At 73.3% G+C, this 20,519-nt stretch carries 21 protein-coding genes; 6 read left to right on the forward strand and 15 right to left on the reverse strand.

Annotation, left to right across the window (positions count from 1 at the left end; all coding sequences use genetic code 11):
• Positions 1 to 122 precede the first annotated feature (122 nt).
• On the reverse strand, positions 123 to 302 hold the full coding sequence (locus ACZ4YY_RS20410) for a hypothetical protein (RefSeq protein WP_468291799.1): 180 nt from the start codon (positions 300 to 302) through the stop codon (positions 123 to 125).
• 212 nt (positions 303 to 514) lie between these two features.
• A complete protein-coding gene (locus ACZ4YY_RS20415) occupies positions 515 to 1,288 on the reverse strand; it encodes a carbonic anhydrase (RefSeq protein WP_468291802.1) in 774 nt (257 codons plus the stop codon).
• 347 nt (positions 1,289 to 1,635) lie between these two features.
• Here ACZ4YY_RS20415 and ACZ4YY_RS20420 point away from each other — a divergent pair, with 347 nt between their 5' ends.
• Entirely contained in the window at positions 1,636 to 2,988 is a 1,353-nt protein-coding gene (locus tag ACZ4YY_RS20420) for a diacylglycerol/lipid kinase family protein (protein ID WP_468291805.1), read from the forward strand.
• Between the two features lie 190 nt (positions 2,989 to 3,178).
• Complete coding sequence (locus tag ACZ4YY_RS20425) at positions 3,179 to 3,451, forward strand: DUF6355 family natural product biosynthesis protein (protein WP_468292144.1); 273 nt, start codon at positions 3,179 to 3,181, stop codon at positions 3,449 to 3,451.
• Positions 3,452 to 3,517: 66 nt separating this feature from the next.
• Here the strand turns inward: ACZ4YY_RS20425 and ACZ4YY_RS20430 are convergent, their stop codons facing one another.
• Together ACZ4YY_RS20430 and ACZ4YY_RS20435 are read right to left on the reverse strand one after the other, a co-directional pair.
• On the reverse strand, positions 3,518 to 4,996 hold the full coding sequence (locus ACZ4YY_RS20430; protein WP_468291808.1) for a glutamate-cysteine ligase family protein: 1,479 nt from the start codon (positions 4,994 to 4,996) through the stop codon (positions 3,518 to 3,520).
• Positions 4,997 to 5,116: 120 nt separating this feature from the next.
• Complete coding sequence (locus ACZ4YY_RS20435) at positions 5,117 to 5,398, reverse strand: zinc-ribbon domain-containing protein (RefSeq protein ID WP_468291810.1); 282 nt, start codon at positions 5,396 to 5,398, stop codon at positions 5,117 to 5,119.
• 99 nt (positions 5,399 to 5,497) lie between these two features.
• Between ACZ4YY_RS20435 and ACZ4YY_RS20440 the strand changes: the two genes are divergently transcribed.
• Entirely contained in the window at positions 5,498 to 6,277 is a 780-nt protein-coding gene (locus ACZ4YY_RS20440; RefSeq protein WP_468291813.1) for a hypothetical protein, read from the forward strand.
• A 257-nt stretch (positions 6,278 to 6,534) separates the two neighbouring features.
• Here ACZ4YY_RS20440 and ACZ4YY_RS20445 read toward each other — a convergent pair whose 3' ends face one another.
• Positions 6,535 to 7,230, reverse strand: coding sequence for a YqeB family protein (locus ACZ4YY_RS20445; RefSeq protein WP_468291816.1), 696 nt, complete (start codon positions 7,228 to 7,230; stop codon positions 6,535 to 6,537).
• A 247-nt stretch (positions 7,231 to 7,477) separates the two neighbouring features.
• The gene (locus ACZ4YY_RS20450) at positions 7,478 to 7,960 is read right to left on the reverse strand and encodes an MSMEG_6728 family protein (RefSeq protein ID WP_468292147.1); all 483 of its coding nucleotides are present in this window, start codon (positions 7,958 to 7,960) and stop codon (positions 7,478 to 7,480) included.
• 175 nt (positions 7,961 to 8,135) lie between these two features.
• Here ACZ4YY_RS20450 and ACZ4YY_RS20455 point away from each other — a divergent pair, with 175 nt between their 5' ends.
• Positions 8,136 to 8,705: a snapalysin family zinc-dependent metalloprotease gene (locus tag ACZ4YY_RS20455; RefSeq protein ID WP_468291819.1), complete on the forward strand. Its 570-nt coding sequence runs from the start codon at positions 8,136 to 8,138 to the stop codon at positions 8,703 to 8,705.
• A gap of 404 nt (positions 8,706 to 9,109) precedes the next feature.
• On the opposite strand, the gene ACZ4YY_RS20460 is transcribed toward ACZ4YY_RS20455, so the two are convergent.
• The 8 genes from ACZ4YY_RS20460 to ACZ4YY_RS20495 all read right to left on the reverse strand — a co-directional run bounded on the left by ACZ4YY_RS20460 (position 9,110) and on the right by ACZ4YY_RS20495 (position 16,296).
• Positions 9,110 to 10,477: a pyridoxal phosphate-dependent decarboxylase family protein gene (locus ACZ4YY_RS20460; protein WP_468291821.1), complete on the reverse strand. Its 1,368-nt coding sequence runs from the start codon at positions 10,475 to 10,477 to the stop codon at positions 9,110 to 9,112.
• A gap of 120 nt (positions 10,478 to 10,597) precedes the next feature.
• Positions 10,598 to 10,744 (reverse strand): hypothetical protein, encoded by a 147-nt coding sequence (locus ACZ4YY_RS20465; RefSeq protein ID WP_468291824.1) that lies wholly within the window; start codon positions 10,742 to 10,744, stop codon positions 10,598 to 10,600.
• A gap of 18 nt (positions 10,745 to 10,762) precedes the next feature.
• Positions 10,763 to 11,296, reverse strand: coding sequence for a DoxX family protein (locus ACZ4YY_RS20470; protein WP_468291827.1), 534 nt, complete (start codon positions 11,294 to 11,296; stop codon positions 10,763 to 10,765).
• 420 nt (positions 11,297 to 11,716) lie between these two features.
• Complete coding sequence (locus ACZ4YY_RS20475) at positions 11,717 to 12,835, reverse strand: DUF475 domain-containing protein (RefSeq protein ID WP_468291830.1); 1,119 nt, start codon at positions 12,833 to 12,835, stop codon at positions 11,717 to 11,719.
• On the reverse strand, positions 12,832 to 13,233 hold the full coding sequence (locus tag ACZ4YY_RS20480; RefSeq protein ID WP_468291833.1) for a universal stress protein: 402 nt from the start codon (positions 13,231 to 13,233) through the stop codon (positions 12,832 to 12,834). The genes ACZ4YY_RS20475 and ACZ4YY_RS20480 overlap by 4 nt, the downstream gene beginning before the upstream one ends.
• Before the next feature lie 23 nt (positions 13,234 to 13,256).
• Complete coding sequence (locus tag ACZ4YY_RS20485; protein WP_468291836.1) at positions 13,257 to 14,756, reverse strand: tripartite tricarboxylate transporter permease; 1,500 nt, start codon at positions 14,754 to 14,756, stop codon at positions 13,257 to 13,259.
• Positions 14,756 to 15,289, reverse strand: coding sequence for a tripartite tricarboxylate transporter TctB family protein (locus tag ACZ4YY_RS20490; RefSeq protein ID WP_468291838.1), 534 nt, complete (start codon positions 15,287 to 15,289; stop codon positions 14,756 to 14,758). Before ACZ4YY_RS20490 ends, ACZ4YY_RS20485 begins: the two co-directional genes overlap by 1 nt.
• Entirely contained in the window at positions 15,286 to 16,296 is a 1,011-nt protein-coding gene (locus ACZ4YY_RS20495) for a Bug family tripartite tricarboxylate transporter substrate binding protein (RefSeq protein ID WP_468291841.1), read from the reverse strand. The genes ACZ4YY_RS20490 and ACZ4YY_RS20495 overlap by 4 nt, the downstream gene beginning before the upstream one ends.
• Positions 16,297 to 16,393: 97 nt before the next feature.
• Between ACZ4YY_RS20495 and ACZ4YY_RS20500 the strand changes: the two genes are divergently transcribed.
• Together ACZ4YY_RS20500 and ACZ4YY_RS20505 are read left to right on the forward strand one after the other, a co-directional pair.
• Positions 16,394 to 18,031, forward strand: coding sequence for a sensor histidine kinase (locus ACZ4YY_RS20500; RefSeq protein ID WP_468291844.1), 1,638 nt, complete (start codon positions 16,394 to 16,396; stop codon positions 18,029 to 18,031).
• On the forward strand, positions 18,028 to 18,705 hold the full coding sequence (locus ACZ4YY_RS20505; RefSeq protein ID WP_468291847.1) for a response regulator: 678 nt from the start codon (positions 18,028 to 18,030) through the stop codon (positions 18,703 to 18,705). The genes ACZ4YY_RS20500 and ACZ4YY_RS20505 overlap by 4 nt, the downstream gene beginning before the upstream one ends.
• Before the next feature lie 34 nt (positions 18,706 to 18,739).
• Here the strand turns inward: ACZ4YY_RS20505 and ACZ4YY_RS20510 are convergent, their stop codons facing one another.
• The gene (locus ACZ4YY_RS20510; RefSeq protein WP_468291849.1) at positions 18,740 to 20,137 is read right to left on the reverse strand and encodes a M1 family metallopeptidase; all 1,398 of its coding nucleotides are present in this window, start codon (positions 20,135 to 20,137) and stop codon (positions 18,740 to 18,742) included.
• Positions 20,138 to 20,519: the final 382 nt, after the last annotated feature.

Below are 20,519 nucleotides of genomic sequence, written 5' to 3' on the forward strand. Positions count from 1 at the left end.
GGTCGCGCACGTGGGCCGGACTGCGCAGGGGCATGCTCTCCACGAACGGACCACCCTTGGGGGTCCCTTTCCTTCTTCCCACCCGGCCCGCGCGGCCCGGGCGGGCAGAATGCAAGGACCCCTCAGGTGAGCTGCACATAGCGGTCGACGAGGTGCAGCAGCGCCCGCAGGGCGGCGCTCGGGCGGCGCGCCGAGGCCGTGGCGACGGAGAGCGTCCAGCGCATGTCCGGATCGCTGAGCGCCCTGACCGCCAGGCGCGGGTCGTCCCGGTCGGGGGCGGCGAACGACGGCATGACGGCCACCCCGAGTCGGGCTGGCCGTACCGGTGCTCGGTGTGGGCGTGGCCACCCGCTACGTCAGCGAGCGGGCCGCGCTGTCGGGCTTCACCGTCCTGCTGGTCGCCGTCATCGCGGCCGTGGCCCCCGGGCTGCTGCGTCGCCGCTGACCACGCACAGGTGTCCCCGGCGCGCGGGCCGAAGCGGTCCGCGCGCCGGGGACACAGGGGTGGACGGGGTCAGCAGACGCGGTGCACGCGCTGGGTGGTCAGGTCGTAGCGGGCGCCGACGACGGCCAGCCCGCCCGAGGCGATCTTCGCGGCGAGATCGGGCTCGGCGGCCAGCCGGGAGCGGACGGACCGTATGTTGGCGTCGATGGTCGCGGCGACCCGGGCGTCCCCCTCCTGGGCCCGGTCGATGTTCGGGCGTATCTGGTCGGCCAGGTACTGGATGTGCGCGGGCAGCCGCTCGCCGGACAGGTCCGTGTCCACGGCGGCGCGGACCGCGCCGCACGACTGGTGACCGAGGACCACGACCAGCGGAATGGCGAGCTCGAGCACCCCGTAGGCGATGCTGCCGAGGACCGCCTCGTCCAGCACCTCCCCGGCGCTGCGCACGGTGAGCAGATCTCCGAGGCCCTGGTCGAACACCAGCTCCGGCGGCACCCGGGAGTCGACGCAGCCGAGCACCACCGCGAAGGGGTGCTGACCCGACGTCACGCTCTGCCGGACGTCCGGTGTCTCGTCGGGGTGCCTCTCGCTGTAGGTGCGCCAGCGCCGGTTTCCCTCGGCCAGCGCGCGCAGTGCCTGCTCCGGGGTACGGGGGCGGGCGGCGGGACGGGGCGAGGCGGAGGCGGGGGCCGCGCCCAGGGCGACGCCGCCCACCGCGGCGGCCGTGGCCAGGCCGGCGCCGAAGAGGACGCGGCGGCGCGGGGCGGGCGCTCCCCGCAGCGCCCTGGTGATAGCGGTCGGCTCGTGGCCGCCGACTCTGTCGGGGGTGACTTCTGAGTTCACGCAGGGGAACGTACGTCCGACGGCGGTGGTGATCGCGCGAGTTGCCGAATCATGGGGTGACGGGGGGAAGCCGTGGGCGGATCTTGGTCGGCCCTTGGTGGTTCCGAGGGCTGTCGTTGACCGGCTGACGCGCCGTGCGGCTCCCGACCCGGCCGAAAGCGTGTGCCAGGGCCGCGTACGCTACCGATGGCGCCGCCCCAAGGGATCTTCGGATCCGAGGTGTACACCGGTGGGGGAGCCTCGATGGTGCACGTGGCCGGGCCGACCCCTGGCGGGCGGCACGGTGACGGTCCGGTGCGGTGCCGCAGGCCTTCCTGCGGCGGCCGCCGTACGAGTGGAGGGGCGTTATGACAGCGGCGGGGAGCGACCGGTTGCACCGCCGGCAGCGGTGGGCGGCCAGGACGGCGCTGGCCGCGGCCGTGTCGGCGGCGCTGCCGCCGTTCGCCGCCGGCGGCCTGGGCGGGCTGGTGCTGCTCGCGGCGGGCCTCGCCGGACTCGCCCTCACCGCGGCGGCCCTGTGGTGGGTCCTCTCCCGCCGTGGGCCGGCCCGCGTCGCGGCGGCCGTGCTCGCCGTCGCCGCCCCCGTCACCGTGGTCGTCCTGTTCGTGACCGTCAACCTGCTCTGGGCGGTCGTGCTGTCCCTGCTGCTGTGGTGCCTGGCGGTCTGGAGCGGCCGGTACGCCCTGCGCAGCACGGGCCTGCGCCCGGTCCGCGTCAAGGAACACCGCACGCCACCGCCGCAGCGGCCGTTCCTGCTGCTCAACCCGCGCTCCGGTGGCGGCAAGGTCGAGAAGTTCGCGCTGCGGGAGAAGGCCGAGCGCCTCGGCGCCCGCGTCCTCCTGCTCGACCCCGAACGGCACCAGGACGTCACCGCCCTGGCCCGGGCCGCCGTCGCGGACGGGGCGGACCTCCTGGGCGTCGCGGGCGGCGACGGCACCCAGGCCCTCGTCGCCGCCGTGGCCGCGGAACACGGCATCCCGTTCCTGGTGATCTCCGCCGGCACCCGCAACCACTTCGCCATGGACCTGGGCCTGGACCGCGACGACCCCTCCACCTGCCTCGACGCCCTCACCGACGGTGTCGAACTCCGCGTCGACCTCGGCTTCGCCGACGACCACCCCTTCGTCAACAACGCGTCCTTCGGGGTGTACGGGGCGGTCGTCCAGAGCCCCGGCTACCGCGACGACAAGGTGGGCGCGGCACTGGACCGGCTGCCCGACCTGCTCACCCGACAGCAGGGCCCGTGCCTGACCGCACGGGCGGGCGGCGTCACGATCACCGGCCCGCAGGCCGTGCTGGTCAGCAACAACCCCTACCGCCTCGACGACCCCTTCGGCTTCGGCCGGCGCGAACGGCTCGACTCCGGGAAGCTGGGCGTGCTCGCCGTGCGGGTGGACAGCGCCGTCGAGGCCGCCGAACTGCTCCTCGCCCCGAACCCCGACGGTCTCACCGTGCTCGCCGCCCCCGAGGTGGTCGTCGAGGCCGACGAACCCCACCTGGAGATCGGTCTCGACGGCGAGGCACTCACGCTGCCCGCCCCGGTCCGCTGCCGCATCGAACGGCGCGCACTGCGGGTCCGCGTCCCGCGCAACCGTCCCGGCGTCCCCGAAGCACCGCCCCGCCTCGACTGGCGCCGCCTGCGCAAACTGGCGGCGGCGGTCGGCCGTACGGCGGCCCCCTCGCGTGCGGCCCGGTTCTGAACGCGGCTGGTGTCACCCGGGCGGCGTAGAGATGAACGATTCGCTGGGTGAACCGTCCGCCGACCGATCACCGGCACGGTCGTGACGGAAGGATCCTGAGGCGTACACCCCGGCCCTCGACCGGACGCGGGGTGTCTTCTCGCCGATTCCCTTCCTGACAAGGAGCCCCGCTGTGCGCGCTCGTCGCATGATGACCGGTGTCCTCGCTTCCGCCGCCCTCGTACTGAGTTCCCTGGCCGCCGTGACCGCTGCGGGCGGCTCCGCCGCCGCGGCCCCCTGCGGGTTCTACGAGACCGGCTCGGACGCCTTCTACAACCACTGCACCTCCGACGGCTCCCGCGTGATCATCAAGGTCGAGGTCGCCCTGTCGCCCGACCACGAGCGGTGTGTCGGCCCCGGCACCTCCTGGCTGGGCTCGGCCGCCAGGATCCAGGGCGCCCACTACACCGGCCGCCTCTGCTGAGACGGCCACGGGACGTCGTGGGCCGTCCGCCGCGGGAGCAGGCCCGCCGGCGGGCGGCCCCGGACGTCAGTCGACCGGCCAGGTGTGTGCGGGAGCGTTGAGATGCATGTAGTCCATGTACAGCTCGGTCATCCGCCGCAGCGCCTCGTGCCGTCCGGCGTGGCGGGCGGCGTCCACGCGGTGGAACATCTCCTTCTGCCACAGTGCCCCGTTGCGGCCGGCGACGCACCGCTGCTCGATGATGCCGAGCAGCGGTTCGCGCCAGGCCGTGTCCATGCCGGAGCGTTCCAGCCCCCGGTGCGCCAGCGGCAGCAGCCGCCGCAGGACGAGCTCCGACACAGGGACCTCGCCCATCCCGGGCCAGTACAGTCGTGCCTCGATGCCGTGCCGCGCCGCCGTGTGCAGGTTGTCCTCGGCGGCCGAGAAGGACATGCGCGACCACACCGGCCGTTCCTCCTCCACCAGGGCGCGCGTGAGGCCGTAGTAGAAGGCGCCGTTGGCGAGGGTGTCGGCGACGGTCGGGCCGGCGGGCAGCACCCGGTTCTCCACCCGCACGTGCGGCTTGTCGTGGGCCACGGCGTAGACCGGGCGGTTCCAGCGGTAGATCGTGCCGTTGTGCAGCGTCAGCTCGCCCAGTTCCGGGATGTCGCCACGGTCCAGCGTCTCGGAGGGGTCCTGTTCGTCGCACAGCGGCAGCAGCGCCGGGAAGTAGCGCAGGTTCTCCTCGAACAGGTCGAAGACGCTGTTGATCCAGCGCTCCCCGAACCACACCCGCGGCCGCACCCCCTGCACCTTGAACTCCTGCGGGCGGGTGTCGGTGGCCTGCTCGAACAACGGGATCCGGGTCTCGTGCCACAGCTCCCTGCCGAACAGGAACGGTGAGTTGGCCGCCAACGCGACCTGTACGCCGGCGATCGCCTGCGCCGCGTTCCAGTAGTCGGCGAACTCCTCCGGGGACACCTGGAGATGGAACTGGGTGCTCGTGCACGCCGCCTCCGGTGTGATCGTGTCGGCGTAGGTGTGCAGCCGGTCGGCGCCGTCCACCTCGATGCGCAGGTCCTCGCCGCGGGAGGCGAAGATCTGGTCGTTGAGCAGCCGGTAGCGCGGGTTCTCCGACAGCGCCGCCTCGCCGACGTCCTCCTGCCGCAGCGTGGGCAGGATCCCGATCATGATCAGGTGCGCGCCGACCGAGCGGGCGCGCTCCTCGGCGTGGTTCAGCGCGGCCCGGATCTCGGACTCCCAGGAGTCCGGGCCGCCCTCGGTCAGACGACGGGGCGCGATGTTGATCTCCAGGTTGAACCGGCCCAGCTCGGTGGACCAGGCGGGATCCGCGATCGCCTCCAGCACGTCGCTGTTGCGCATAGCCGGCCTCGCCTCGTCGTCGACGAGGTTCAGCTCGATCTCCAGTCCGACCCGGGGCCGCTCCGACTCGAACCGCGCCTCGCGCAGCATCTGCGCGAACGTCTCGAGGCACTGCTGCATCTTGCTCCGGTACCGGCGGCGGTCCTCACGGGTGAAGACCATCGCCGGGACGTCCCGTCCCATTGGCCCTCCCGGGTCGTCCTTCTCGGACACTCGGAGACTCGGACACTCGGCTCCCCCCTCCAGGGTCGCACCGGCGCAGGGGCCGACCAGGCGGGACGGGGGCCATTGCGCCGCGGCCCCCTAGGACATCCGCTGCGGCTGCCCGTACGGCTGGCCGCCGGGGCCGCCCGCGGACTGGACCTGCAACTGCTCGGCCTGCTCCTTGGCCACCTTCTGCTCGGCCCCGCAGAACGTGCACTGCGTCGTGTACTTCGTGGAGATCGGGAACAGCGGCACGAAGAACAGGGTGAACTTCGTGACGCGCTTGCGCAGCGTGTGGGCGGCGGGGTTGCGGCAGTGACCGCACACCAGCGTCAGTATGGCGAGTTGGTAGAGGTAACCCTTGGTGCCGAAGATGATCATCCTGTCGGTTCCTTCCACAATCAGTACCTGTCGAGTACCCGGTCCGCCGGGCGGGGACCACTCCCGTGACCCGGTACGGATGTTGCAGACTGTACTTTCATGACTCGCATGAGGAAGCTCGCAGCCTCGCTCCTGGCCGTCTCGGCCGCGTTGCTCGCGCCGCCCCCCACTGCCTCGGCCACCCCCCTCCCGCCCGGCACCGTCGTCCGGGAGAACTTCGACCGCCTCCCGCTCGGCCCGGTCACCGCCGGCCGCGGCTGGACCAGCGACACCTCGAACGGCTCACTGACCGTCGTACCCGGGACCGCAGGCCGCGGCCGTGAACTGCGGCTGCGCACGGAGGGCAACGGGCGCGCCTTCCTCGTCCTGTCCGACCTCGCGCCCGCCGGCAACAGCTTCTGGGCCCGTCTGCGGCTGCGCGTCGACCGGTTCCCCACGGCCCCCGACTGGGCGCACTGGACCGTCGCGGAGGCATCCGGCTCCGACGCACCCACACTGGTTCGGCCGTTGGGCGGCCAGTACGTGCCCACCGAGCGGGCCGACTTCTGGGGTGTCGGCTCCGACCTCGGCCCCACCGGCGACTGGACGGCCTGGAAGACCTCCGCTCCCGCCCGGGACGCGACCTGGACCTGCGCCGAGTTCCACCTCGACGCACGCGACAACCGCGTCACCGTCTATCTGGACGGCGAGGAGCGGTCCGAGCTGACGGTCTCCACGAAGGAGCACGGCGGTGCGGCCGGCGACTTCGTCTTCCCCCGCTTCGACACGCTCAAGCTGGGCTGGCAGCTCTACCAGGCCGACCCCACGCCCTCCTCGTACGAGGTCCGCATGGACGACGTGGCGCTGAGCACCCGACGCGTGGGCGGCTGCGCCCCCTGACCGGCCGGCCCTGCCTCGCAGGGAGGCGGACCCATGCCGACCCCGGCCGGCGACGACCGTGCCGGCGGCCGGCGCCGCTCGGCCGCGAGCCGCACATGCCGCGGGCGTGGCTGCGCCGGAACCACGCCGCGACACGGTGCGCGCCCCTGCGCTCCGATGGGGCCGTCACAGCCGCCGCTCGCCGAGCTGTTGGCGTGGTGGTCCGGGTGTACCCGAGGCGCGGAGGACGGATCCGGCCACGGCCGGTCCCGGCACGGTCAGGGCCGCCGCGACGCACGCCAGTACTGCCGGCCCTTCCCGTCCCGTACGACGACGCCGAGGCGCCAGAGTTCCCGCCGCAACTCCCGGGCGTCCTCGGCGCCGCCGTCCGTGGCCGTGGCCTCCGCGCGGGCCCGCAGCAGCGCGTCCGCCCCCTCGGGCAGCCCGGGGGTCCCGGGCACCCAACGGCGGAACTCGTCCCGGTACGGGTCCTCGTCCGCCCAGCCGTAGCCGTGTGCGGTGAACGCGTCGGCGAGGCGCCCCCAGGGCAGGCCGCTGTCCTCCCGCGCGATCTCCAGCCCGTCCGCACCGAGCAGGACGAGCTGCTTGCGGTCCCGGCACACCAGGGCGACCTCGCCGCGGGGGAACTCCTGGGTGGTGTCCCGGACCAGGAGGATCACGTGGCGGTCGCCGACCGTGACCCCCAACGACTCGTGCACCGCGACGCACCCGAGCAACAGGCCACCGAGCGCACCCAGACACACGGCGCCGACGGTGAGACCGGGCTCGGGTATCGACGTCAGCAGTTCGGCCGGGCCCTCCAACGGCGCCCAGGGAAGCGTCACCAGCCAGTCGGCGAGCACGGTGACCAGCCAGCCGAGCCCTGCTCCGCACACGACGCAGAAGAGCGTCACGGCCCAGGCCGACTCCTTCACCACCGTGGCCTCGTCCGCCGACCCGTCTGCCCTCTTCACCCTGTCCACGCTCCCGCTCTCCCGCCGTCGTCCGGCCCGTCGCCGTCACGAGTCTGGGCAGGCGCGGCGCAGCGGGCCATCGGCCGATGGTCTACGGCCGGGCGACTTCGGTCGTGACCGGCGTGCCGGAGCCCGAGCGCGCCGCGGGGCCCGCCCCACGCGCCCCACCCCGGGCTCCGACGACGACGGAGACCGGCGGCCCATCGGTCCCCGGCCCCGGTGAACCGCCGCCCGGGGATGCGGCGGGTCAGCCGGAGCGGGCCTCGGGGTCGCGGTCGGACGCCGGCCACACGTACGGCAGGTCGTCCGGCTCGCCGGGGAAGAGGGCGGCGTACACGTCAGGGTCCTTGCGCAGGAGCGCTGACCGGTGGCTGCGGTGCACGGCGTCGTCACCGAGCCAGGGTGGCAGCTCGCCGGCCCGGGCCAGCTCCGCCTGGTCGCGCACGGGCGCTCCGGGGCGGACGACGGCGAGGTCGGCGACGAGCGTGGCGGCACAGCTGTCCTGGTGGCCGCGCTCCCGCCACACCCGGCAGATCTCGAGCCCGTAGCGCACCAGGGCCTCCTCGTAGCCGGACCACATCCGCACGGCCGGGTGCCGTCGCCAGCCGTACCCGGGCACCGTCAGACCGCGCAGCACCTGGAGCGCCTCGACCCGCTGCTTGCCCAGCCGACGGCGGTCGAGGACGAGCGCGGACGCGTGGAAGTCGGGGTACGGCAGGAAGGTCTGCATCATGTGGTCCGTACGGTCGCGTGCGGGTCGGCCCCCTCCCACGGCGGTTCCCGTTCCACCGCCGTCCGCACTCCGAAGTGCGACGGGATCACCCGACCGGATTCGGACCGGTCCCCGCCGGGCAGGCCCAGAGTGTCATGAGCACGACTTCTCTCCCTCTGTAAGGAGGTCGATCATGCACGTCCGTACGCTGACCGGCGGTCTGGCCGCCGCCCTCGCGGTGTCCCTGTCCCTCGCGGGCGGCGAGGCCGGGGCGGCCGACTCCACCCGGGCCGCGCGCCAACCCCTCGCCGCCCGTGTCCTCACCTACGACGCGAGCGGCTCGGCGGAGTTCAGGAGCGCGGTCGACCGGGGCGCGGCGATCTGGAACGAGAGCGTGGACGCCGTCGACCTGCGGCCGGTGGCGGCCGGGCAACGCGCGAACATCCGGGTGCTGGCGGACGACGGCTGGCCGCGCGCACTGCCCTCCACCCTGGGCAACGGCACCGTATACATCGGGCGCCAGGCCGTCGACCAGGGCTACGACACGACCCGCATCTCCGCCCACGAACTCGGGCACATCCTGGGTCTGCCCGACCGCAAGCCGGGACCCTGCTCCAGCCTGATGTCCGGTTCCAGCGCGGGCACCGCCTGCACGAACCCCTACCCGAACACGGCGGAGAGGGCGGAGGTCGAGGAGAACTTCGGCGGCGCGCTCCTCGGGCGGGACCGGGCCCCGACACCCGCCGGAGTCGTCGTGGGCTGAGGCGGTCCGCGCACACCAGGGTCAGCGTCGCTCCGGTGCCCTCGGCGGCGTGAGCCCGTGCCCCCGCCGGAAACCGGAACGGGAGCTTCTGAGCGGAACCCGAGCTTCTGAGGCGGAAACGGAGCCCGAGCCTCAGGCCGGCCGGGCACCCCATACCCGGACACCCCGACCCACCCCGGCGTCCCGGACACCGGCCCCGGCACTCGACGGCGCGCCACCGGCTGCCCTTCGGGCATCAGGATCGTCGCGTCGTCCCGGAGGCCGCTGTCCTGGGAGTCCGGGTTTCGCCGACCACGTCATTCGCGCCACGGCCACCGGCGAGCCGGCGCCCGAGACCCTGCGCCGCCGGCCCCGCACTCCCGGTGACCGCCCGGCCGGTGGGGCGCGGCGGGGTGGCGCGGCGGTCAGGCACCGGCCGCGGCGCGCCGGATCGCTTCGAGCGCGCGGGTGACGTCCTCGTCGGTCGTCGACCAGTTGCTCACCGAGATCCGCATGACCCGACGGCCGTGCCACACGGAGCCGCTGATCCACGTCGTGCCGTCGTCGAGCAGTCGGGTCAGCACCCGCTCCGTACGGTCGTCGTCGCCGAACTCGGCGCAGACCTGTGTGAAGACGACGTCGTTGAGGACGCGCGCGCCGTCGATCCGGGCGATGCCGGTGGCGAACGCGGAGGCGTGCCGACACAGCCGCTCGACCAGGTCGGCGACACCGGACCGGCCGAGGGACCGCAGCGCGGCCCACACGGTGAAGGCCCGGCCGCGCCGGGAGAGCTCGGGCACCTTGTCGACGGGGTCGCCGCGCTCGTGCTGGATCAGATAGGCGCCGTGCAGGCCCATCGCCGCCCGGAGGGCCGCCGGTTCCCGGACCACGGCGAGACCGCAGTCGTAGGGGACGTTCAGGGTCTTGTGGGCGTCCGTCGCCCAGGAGTCGGCGGCCGAGCAGCCCTCCGTCAGCCGGGCGTGACGCGGGGAGGCGGCCGCCCACAGCCCGAAGGCGCCGTCGACGTGCACCCAGGCGCCCGCCTCGTGCGCGGCCGGGACCGTCTCAGGGAAGGGGTCGAAGCCGCCGGAGTGGATGTCCCCGGCCTGGAGGACCACGATCGTGGGGCGCCGTCCGTCGGCCGCGAGGGCGTGCCGCAGGGCCCCCGGGTCGATGCGCCCCTGGTCGTCCGCGCGCACCGGTTCCGGCGCTCCCAGGCCCAGGTAGCGCAGGGCCAGGTCGACGGCCATGTGGCGGGACGCGCCGACGAGGACGCGCGGCGCCGGTCCCCCCGCGAGGCCGTCGCGGGCGACGTCCCGCCCGGCGCGGCCCAGCACCGTGTCGCGGGCGGCGGCGAGACAGGTGAAGTTCGCCATCGTGGCACCCGTGGTGAACCCGACGGCGCTGCCGGCCGGCAGCCCCAGCAGGTCGAGCAGCCACGCGCCGGCGATGTCCTCCGCCGCCGTGTGCGCCGGGGAGACGGCACGCATCACGCAGTTCTGGTCCCAGGCGCTGACCAGCCAGTCGGCGGCCAGCGCGGCGGGTTCGGTGCCGCCGACGACGAACCCGTAGAAGCGGCCGCTGGGAAAACCGGTGAGCCCCGGATCGCAGGCCGTGGCCAGCAGGTCGACGACGTCGGCGGGAGGGCTCGGACCGTCGGGCAGCTCGGCACCGAGCGCGCACACGATCTCCTCGACCGAGGCACGGGCGGGGACCGGCCGCTCGGACAGGGACGCCAGCCACCGGACGGCATGGCCGTACGCCTGCCGGAGCGCCGTCTCGCGCGCGTCCATACCTCGGACTATGAGCCCATGCCCGCTGCGCCGCAAGCCGCGGCCGACCCCGGCCCGCGCCGGCCGTCACCATGACCACCGTGCCCCCCTGTCGCCGCCGCTCCGCGGCGGCGACAGCCGTCACTCCTCCGCGCCCGCCGTCTCGGTCACGGCCGCCTCCCCGTCACTCGGGCAGGCGACCAGCGGCACGCGGCGCCGGCCGCCCGCCGTCACTCCGCGGCGGGCGGGAGCGGGGTGACGGACGTCCGGCCCCCGGACGTCCGTCACGGCACCCTGGGTGCCCGGTCAGCGGATGAGGCGGGCGCGGACCGCGCCGGCCGCAGCCGCGGGGCGGGCCGTGGCCCGGACCGACCGTCGCACCAGCCGGGCCTCGCGCCGCACGCCGCGCGCGGCGTGCCGGCCGCGCCACCCCAGGGACGGGCTGCCCCCGGTGTCCGCGGCCGCGATCATCAGCCCGCCCAGCATGGACGCGTTCTTCAGGAAGTGGATGCGCTGCCGGGTGCGCTCGTCCGGATCCTCCGCCTCCCAGAACCGGTGGGCCGCCAGCGTGGTCGGCACGAGGGTCGCGGCGATCGCGAGCGCGGCCACCCGGGGGACCCGGCCCGTCGCGAGCAGCAGGCCGGCCGCCACCTGGACGGCCCCGTTGAGCCGTACGACCTGCTCGGTGCGGTCGGGCAGAACCTCCACCCGGTCGGTGACGGGCCGGACGACGGGCTCGGCGGCCGACGAGACCTGCTCGGGCGCTCGCAGGGACTCGAGGCCGCCCGAGACGAACATCGAGGCCAGCATGGGGCGACCGACCAGACGCAGCAGACTCATGGTCCCTCCTGACAGGTTGACCGGACACGGGCTGGCCACCGTGTTCCCCGACGGAGCGACGTCATACGGTTCCGGCCGGACCGGCGCCCCGGTCGGCGTCCGCAGCCCTCGTGAGCTCGAGGCATCCGCCGGCCGACGCCCTTGCCGAGCCCGATGCGGTCGATGTCCGGCCACGCGTCCGCGCTGCGGAACGTCACCCGGACCAGGGGGTTCAGGGCGGTCGACGGCGGCGGTTGCCTCGTCGGCGGATTGCAGGACGCCGATCCCGACCGCGCGGGACGCGGCCCGCGCGGCCTCCTCGATGCCGCGGAGGACCGAGGCGTGGCGGCGATGTCGGGGCGTCGGAAACGCGCGGCGGCAGACGGGTACGCGCGAAGGACCGCGGGGGCGCCGCGCACCCGCGGTCCCGACGTTCGCGGCTCACCGCGCCCCGGTGAGCTCCGCGGGAGCCGGCCGCTCGGCCCGGTTGCGGCGGACCGAGGTGTAGAACGACGCGGCGATCAGGGCCACCCCGGCCAGACCGGTGACGACCTCGCTGACCTGGTGCTCGATGGTGACCAGCAGGATCACCGCGAGGGTGCCGATCGCGTAGTGGGCGCCGTGCTCCAGGTGCACGTAGTCGTCCAGGGTGCCCTGGCGCACCAGGTAGACCGTGAGCGAGCGGACGTACATCGCGCCGATGCCGAGACCGAGGGCCATCCAGAAGATGTGGTTCGTGACGGCGAAGGCGCCGATCACCCCGTCGAAGGAGAACGACGCGTCGAGGACCTCCAGGTAGAGGAAGAGGAAGAACGCGGCCTTGCCGGCCAGGGCGACGACCGTGACCGGCCGGCCCTCCGCCCTGGCCTTCTCCTCCACCTCGTGCTCGCGTTCCTCCTCCTCTTCGAGCCTGTCCTCGAAGTAGCCGGAGAGCCCGCCGACCACGAGGTACGTGATCAGGCCGGCGATGCCGGAGAGCAGTACCGTCGCGGATCGGTCGGCGTGGCCCGTGCTGACGTGCGCGTGGGTCGCGAACGTGGTCGCCGTGACCAGCAGCGCGACCAGCGCGACGCAGACCGCCAGCATGTCGATCCTGCCGAGCCGGGCCAGGGGGCGCTCCAGCCGGCCGAGCCACTTCACCTCCCGGTCCTCCAGGACGAAGTCGAGGAAGATCATCAGCAGGAACATCCCGCCGAAGGCCGCGATCGCCGGATGGGCGTCGGTGACCAGGTCCTCGTACCGCGCGGGCTGGTCGAGGGCGAGTTCGACCGCCTCGATCGGACCGACCTTCGCGCTGAGGGCGACGATCACGACCGGGAACACCAGCCGCATGCCGAACACAGCGATCAGGATGCCGAGGGTGAGGAAGATCTTCTGCCAGACGGCGTTCATCCTCTTCAGGATCCCGGCGTTGACGACCGCGTTGTCGAACGACAGCGAGATCTCCAGGACGGAGAGGATCAGCACGATCCCGAAGGCCTCCCAGCCCCACTGCCAGGCCGCGAAGGCGAGCCCGAGCGCCGTGACGGCGAACGACCAGCCGAACGTCTTCAGGATCACGACCGGTCCGCCGCCTTCACCGCGAGGACCGGGCAGCCCGCGTCGAGCAGGATCCGCTGGGCGGCCGAGCCGAGGATCAGCTTGCCCACGGCACTGCGCCGGCGCAGCCCGATCACCACGAGCGACACCTCCGCCTTCTGGGCCAGTTCGACGATCTCCTCGGCCGCGTCGCCGCCCCCGAGCACCTGGCGGACGTCGAACTCGACGCCCAGCGCGGACAGGTCCTCGCGCACATGGGCCAGATCGGGCTCCTGCGCGAACCGCGGGTCCGCGGAGGCGTCCCCCCGTGAGGTGTTCACCACCAGCAGCCTCTCCCCGCGCAGGCGGGCCTCGTCGATCCCCGCGCGCAGCGCGGCCTCACCCTCGGGTGAGGGGACGTATCCGACCAGTACGGTCATGTCTGCTTCCCTCCAGGCATGTCTCAGGCACCTCGCTCACGCAGGGGACGTACGACGAACCGCCGGACCAGCGGCCACACCAGCACCGCGGCGACCGTGGCGTAGACCGCGTACGACACCGGCCCGCCCACCAGCCCCGACAGTTCGCCGCCCGACAGTTGCAGGGAGCGCCGTCCCTGCAGTTCGGCCCGGGGGCCGAGGATGACGCCGACGATCAGCGGCAGCACCGGCAGCCCGAACCGCCGCATCGCGAAACCGAGCAGCCCGAGCACCAGCAGCAGCAACAGGTCCACGGGCTGGGCGTTGACGGCGTACGCGCCCATCGACGCGAAGAACAGGATCCCCGCGTAGAGATAGGGGCGCGGGATCCGCAACAGCTTCGCCCAGGTGGGCGCGAGCGGCAGGTTCAGCACGAGCAGCAGCAGGTTGCCGATGAACAGGCTGGCTATCAGCACCCACACCAGGCTCGCCTCGCGCTCGAACAGCAGCGGGCCGGGCTGGATGCCGTACGACTGGAACGCGGCGAGCATCACCGCGGCGGTCGCGTTCGTCGGCAGGCCGATGGCCAGCATCGGGACGAGGGTGCCGGCGGCGGAGGCGTTGTTGGCCGCCTCGGGACCGGCGACGCCCTCGATCGCGCCCCTGCCGAACTCCTCGGGGTGCTTGCTCAGCCGCTTCTCCGTCGCGTACGACAGGAACGTCGGCAGTTCCGCCCCGCCGGCCGGGAGCGCCCCGAACGGGAATCCGTACGCCGTGCCCCGCAGCCAGGGCTTCCACGACCGCTTCCAGTCGCTCGCGCCCATCCACGGACGGCCTACCGGGATCACCTCGGCGGGCCTGCGCCGCAGATGCGCGGCCACCCACAGCGCCTCGCCCACGGCGAAGATCCCCACGGCGACGATCACCACGTCGATGCCGTCCGCGAGTTGGGGGACGCCCAGGGTGAGCCGCTGCTGTCCGGACACCGCGTCGATGCCGACCAGGCCGATCGTCAGGCCCAGCAGCAGCGAGATCAGCCCGCGGATCCGGGACGCGCCCAGTACGGACGTGACCGCGACGAACGACAGGAGCATCAGCGCGAAGTAGTCCGGCGCGCCCAGACTGACGGCGAAGTCCACCACGAACGGGGTCACCAGCACCAGCATCAGGGTGCCGATCGTGCCCGCCACGAAGGAACCGATCGCGGCGGTGGCGAGGGCCTGCGCCGCCCGTCCCGCCTTCGCCATCTTGTTGCCCTCGATGGCCGTCACCACCGAGGACGACTCCCCGGGGGTGTTCAGCAGGATCGACGTCGTCGAGCCGCCGTACATGCCGCCGTAGAAGATGCCGGCGAACATGATGAACGCCTGGACCGGCTCCATCCCGTAGGTGACGGGCAGCAGCAGGGCCACGGTCATCGCCGGGCCGATGCCCGGCAGGACGCCCACCGCGGTGCCGACGACCACGCCGATCAGCGCCAGCAACAGGTTCATCGGGGCCACGACGTCCGCGAAGCCCTGCATGAGGTTGTTCAGGTTGTCCATCACAGGATCCCTTGCAGCACACCGGCCGGGAGGTTCACACCGAGCCCGATCGCGAAGGCGTAGAAGGTGGTGAGGGACAGCGTCACCGCGATCAGCAGATTGCGGACGTGGTGCCGGTTGCCGAGGGCGAACGCCGTCCCCCAGAACAGCAGCGCCCCGCTGATGGCCCAGCCGAGCCGCTCGATCAGCACGGCGTTCCCCAGGAACACGCCGGTCAGCAGCAGCACCGTGCGCCAGTCGCTGCCCCGGGACAGGTCGACGTCCTCGCCGGCCTCCGGCTCGCCGCGACCGCCCCGGGCCACGTCGACGGCGTACAGCACGGCGACCACCACGAGCAGGACGCCCAGGACCAGCGGCACCGTACGCGGTCCTACGGGGTCGGTGCCGCTGGTGACGTGCGGGACGCCGAGGCCGTCCACGACCACCGCGGTGCCCAGCAGGGCGAGGAACGCGCACATGCCGTACTGCGCGCGGTCCCCACCCCGGGACGGGCGGGTGTCCTCGGTGCGGTCGGTCTGTGCGGGGGAGCTCATGCCAGCCCGAGCTCGGTCAGCAGGCCGGCGACGGTCTTGTCCTGCGTCTCCAGGTAGGTGCCGAACGCGTCACCGGTGAGGAAGGCGTCGGTCCAGCCGCGCTTGGTCAGCTCGGCCTTCCACTGCTGCGAGTCGTGCATCCTGGTCAGGGCGTCCACCCAGGTCTTCTTCTGGGCGTCGGTGATACCGGGCGGCGCGACGACACCGCGCCAGTTGGTGAAGACCAGGTCGATGCCGGAGTCCTTCAGGGTCGGGGCGTCCTTGACCGCGTCGATCGGCTTCTCGCTGGTCACGGCCAGCACCCGCACCTGGCCCGCCTCGATCTGGTCGAGGAACTCGCCGAACCCGCTGGCGCCGAAGGCGACCTTGTCGCCGAGGATGGCGGGCAGCAGCTCGCCGCCGCCGTCGTAGCCGACGTAGTTGACCTTCTTCGGTTCGATGCCGACGGCCTTCGCCAGCTGCATCGGCAGCAGGTGGTCCGGTCCGCCCGGCGACGAGCCGCCGCCCACCGCCACCTTCTTCGGGTCCTTCTTCCACGCGGTGACGAGGTCGTCGATCGTCTTGTACGGGGAGTCCTTCGACACCACGATCGCGCCGGCCTCCTCGATCAGCTTGGCGATCGGCGTGGTGTCGGTGAGCGTCGCCTTCGACTTCGACGTGTACGCGGCGCCGACGACACCCAGCCCCATCTGCATGGCCAGCTTGCCGTTGCCCTTCTCGTTCACCAGGCGCTGCAGGCCCACCGTGCCGCCGGCGCCGGGCAGGTTGTACACCTGCACACCGGAGGCCACCTTGGAGTCCTGCATCACCTGGGCGACGGTCCGGGCGGTCACGTCGTAGCCGCTGCCCGGGGTGTTGGGCACCATCAGCCGCAGACCGGTGACGGGCTTGTCGCTCGAGCCTGTGCTCCCCGCGTCCTCCTGGTCCGCGGTGGCGCCGCAGGCGCTGACCGCGAGCATCGACACGGTGGCAAGAGCGCCGAGAAATGCGGCTCTGCGAGATCTCATGGCTCATCTCTTTCGCTAGGGCGAGTCCGGCGCCATGATTGTGCGATCCCTCGGACACCCCGTCTGCCTTGTGTGACCATTGAAGGTTGAGTTCATAGTGGTCGTTGCGTCACGTCGCCCCACCCTCGCCGGTGAGCTGCTGGTTCTGCAGCTCGCCATCGTGGTGATCGTGCTGGTCGCGGTCGCCGCGGTGTCGCTGGCGCAGTCGAAGGCGACGTTCGACCGGGTCGAGGGACGGCGGGTGACCGCCCTCGCCGAGGAGATGGCCGGAAATCCCCTGTTGCGCAGCCAGCTCGTGCGTCCCGCGCCCGCCGAGACCCTCGCACCGCTGCTGCAGACCCGGCGCACCCAGTCGAACGTCACCTCCGTCACCGTCGCCGACGCGCGCGGGAAGATCGTCGCCTCCACCAACCCCACCCTGGTCGGCACCCGGCTGCCCGTCCACGGGACCGACGTGGCCCGGGCGCGCGGCTGGTCGGGGGAGCTCGAGGTGGACGGGGTGCGCGAACTGGTGGCCCAGGTCCCGGTCCTCGGCGACGACCTCGACCACATCGGCGACCACCTCGGCACGGTGATGATCGGACGCGTCTCGCCCACGGTCTGGCAGCGCCTCAACGGCGCCTCCTCCTACCTGCTCGCCTACCTCGGCACCGCCAGCGTCCTCGGGGTGGCCGGCTCCTGGCTGCTGGCCCGGCGGATCAAACGCCAGACCTTCGGCCTGGAACCCCGGGAGATCGCCGGGCTCGCCGAACACCGCGAGGCGATGCTTTTCGGCATCGCCGAGGGAGTGATCGCGCTCGACCCCCACCTGCGGCTCACCCTGGTCAACGAGGTCGGCCGCGGACTGCTCGACCTGCCCGACCGCTGCGTCGGAATGAGCCTGGCGGACCTCGGTATCGAGGGCAGGCTGTACGACGTCCTGGCCGGCACCGGCGGTGAGAGGCGCGACGAGGTCGTCCTGCGCCGGGGCCGGGTGCTGGTGATGAACCGGATGGACGTCACCAAGGACGGCCGCCGCCTCGGCTCGGTGACCACCCTGCGGGACCGCACCGAACTGGCCCAACTGGAGCGCGAGCTGGGATCGTTCCGCAGCAGCACCGAACTGCTGCGCGCCCAGGCCCACGAGTTCTCCAACCAGTTGCACACCATCTCCGGACTCATCCAGATCGGCGAGCACGACGAGGTCGTCCGGTACGTGCGCGCGTTGCGCAGGCACCGCGAGTCGCTCGACCTGACCCTCTCCAGCCGGGTCCGCGACCGGGCCGTCGCCGCGCTGCTGATGGCCAAGTCCGCGCTCGCGGCCGAACGCAAGGTGCGGCTGCGCATCTCCGAACGCACCGCCCTCGACCGGCTGGAGCCGACCGACTCCGCGGACGTGGCGACGGTTCTCGGTAACCTCCTCGACAACGCCGTCGACGCCGCCGCGACCGCGGACCACGACGGTGACGCCTGGGTGGAGGTCGAACTGCGCCAGGACGCCTCCAGCGTGGAGATCGTCGTACGGGACTCGGGGCCGGGCGTGGCGCCGGAGCTCGCGCAGGAGGTGTTCGCCCACGGCTTCACCACCAAGGCCGCCCGCGGCGGTGACCGGGGCATCGGTCTGGCACTGACCCGGCTGGTGTGCACCCGCCGGGGTGGCGAGGTGTCGGTGTCCAACACGCCGGAGGGCGCCATGTTCATCGCCTGGATGTCCGTGGGGCAGCCGACCGGCCGGGAGACGGAGGAAGTCCGATGATCGACGTACTCGTGGTCGAGGACGACTTCATGGTGGCGCGCATCCACCGCGGATTCGTCGACAGCGTCGCGGGCTTCCGCGTGGTGGGGACGGCGGACTGCGGGGAGCGGGCACTGGCCGCCGCCGCCGAACTCCGGCCCGACCTGGTCCTGCTCGACCTGTACCTGCCCGACATGTTCGGGCTCGACGTCGTCCCCCGGCTGCGGACCGCCGGCCAGGACTGCGACGTCATGGTGATCAGCGCCGCCCGCGAGGCGGAGACCGTGCGCGGCGCCGTCCGCCAGGGCGTCGTCGACTACCTGCTCAAACCGTTCGACGCCGACGACCTCAGGGAACGCCTGGAACGCTACAGCGCCCGGCGCAGCGACCTCAGCGCCGGGACCGTCCGCGGACAGGCGGACGTGGACCGCGCACTGGGCCGCGTCACGGCACCGGCCGTGGCGCCCTCACTGCCGAAGGGCATGAGCGTGGAGACCTCGGAGCTGGTCGAACGCGCGCTGCGCGCCGCCGACGGAACGCTGTCCGCGGCCGAGTGCGCGACCCGCGTCGGCATCTCCCGCGTCAGCGCCCGCCGCTACCTCGAACACCTCAGTGTCACGGGCCGGGCGGCGGTGTCGCTGCGCTACGGACAGGCGGGCCGCCCCGAGCGCCGCTACCGGTGGAGCGACCGGTAGACCGCACCAGCCGGCCGGGCGGCCGTCCGGACGCTCACCGGATGCGGTGCTCCCGCCAGAAGGGGGCCAGGTCCAGATCCGTCACGGCCTGGGCGGCCTCCTTGAAGTCGGCGGTGCGGGCCACGCCGTACCAGTGGTCGCGTGCGTAGCCCTTCAGCAGGCGCGCCATGGCATCCGCCCCCAGGGTGCGCTCCAGCTCGGTCAGGGCGCAGGGGCCGGCCGTGTAGATCAGGTGGTATTCACCGGGGTGCCCGGCCCAGTACGCCATCGAGTTCGTCAGCGCGCTGTCCTCGCTCGGCCAGTACACCTCCGACCAGCACGCGTTCATGTCCCAGTCGTAGAAGCGCGCGGTGGCGTACTGGGCGAAGCTCTCGTCCAGCCAGGGCGCGCCGTACTCGTCGTTGCCCACGATGCCGTACCACCACTGGTGCGCCACCTCGTGGACGACGGCGCCGCCTTCCTCGGTGGTGCCGAGCAGCACCAGGCCGGGGTACTCCATGCCGCCGCCGAAGCCCGGCGTCATCACCAGGTCGATCTCGCCGTACGGGTACCGGCCGAACTCCGCGCCGAACCGGTCCACGGCCGCGACCCCGTCCGCCCGGTTGAGGCGCACGCCCTCCGCGGGTGTGTCGGGCGCCCAGTACGACCTGACCCGCACGCCGCCGGGCGACGTCTCCTGCGCCGTGCGGAAGGGGCCCGCCGCCCAGGCGAAGTCCCGCACACGGTGCGCGACGCTGTGCGTGACGGTCCGCCCCGGCGCGCCGTCGCGGGTCCAGGTCCGGCCGGTCGCCGGGACCTTGAGGGCGAAGGGGTGGTCGAGGCGCACCCGGTAGTCGCCCGCCAGGGCGTAGAAGCTCTCCCCGGTCGCGACGTACGGGTCGAGGTGCCATCCCCGCTCGTCGTGCACCGCGAGCACCGGCAGCGCGTTGCCCAGGAAGCGGAACGCGCCTTCCCGGCCGAAGCGGCCGGTGCCTTCGGGCACGGTGAGGGACACGTCGAAGGAGACGGCCGTCCGCCCACCCCGCGCGAGCGGCTGCGGCAGGGCGATACGCAGGGCCGTGCAGCCGACGCTGAGCGGCCCGGGCGTGCCGCCGCGCACCCGGGACACGACGACGGCGGACGGCGCGCCGGACGTGCCGCACCCGTCCACGCCGTTGCCCCACAGCCGCAGGTACACCTCGTGCAGCGGCCGGTCCGACGCGTTGCGGAACGACACCCGCTGCCGGCCCGTCCAGCGGGAACCGTCGTCGTCGGCGCGCAGGGAGACGTCGAAGCGCAGACCGTCGGGGGTCGCGGCCGGGCCGGCCCCCGCCCCCGTCGAGGGTTGCGCGGCGGCCCCGGGCGCGGTGGCGCCTACCGCCAGGAGCATCGCGAGCAGGAGGAGGAGCAGCGGGTTGCGGGAGTTCGACCACCGCACGGCTGACGACGACATGCCAGCGGATCCTGCCACACCGGACCCGTCCCCCACCCCCGCCCCGCATCAAGCAGGAGACACGACTCCGCTTGACGGAGGCAGGGCGGGCTGTCTGCGCCACGGCAGTGCGGGGACGCCTGCTCGGGGCAGGGCGGGGGTGTTTTCACGGGGCGAGGCGAGGGCGCCTGCTCGACGGCGGGTTGGGGGTGCCTGCTCGGGGCAGGGCGGGGGTGCGTTCACGGCGGCAGGGTGGGGCGCCTGCTCGACGGCAGAGCCGGGACGCCTGCTTGGGGGCAGGGCGGGGGTGCGTTCACGGCGGCGGGGGGGGGGGGGGGGGGGGGGGGGGGAAAGGGCCCCGCCGCGGGGAGGGGGGGGTCCTATGTTCTTTGCCTGCTCCGCC

Source organism: Streptomyces sp. NPDC030143 (genome assembly GCF_055573695.1).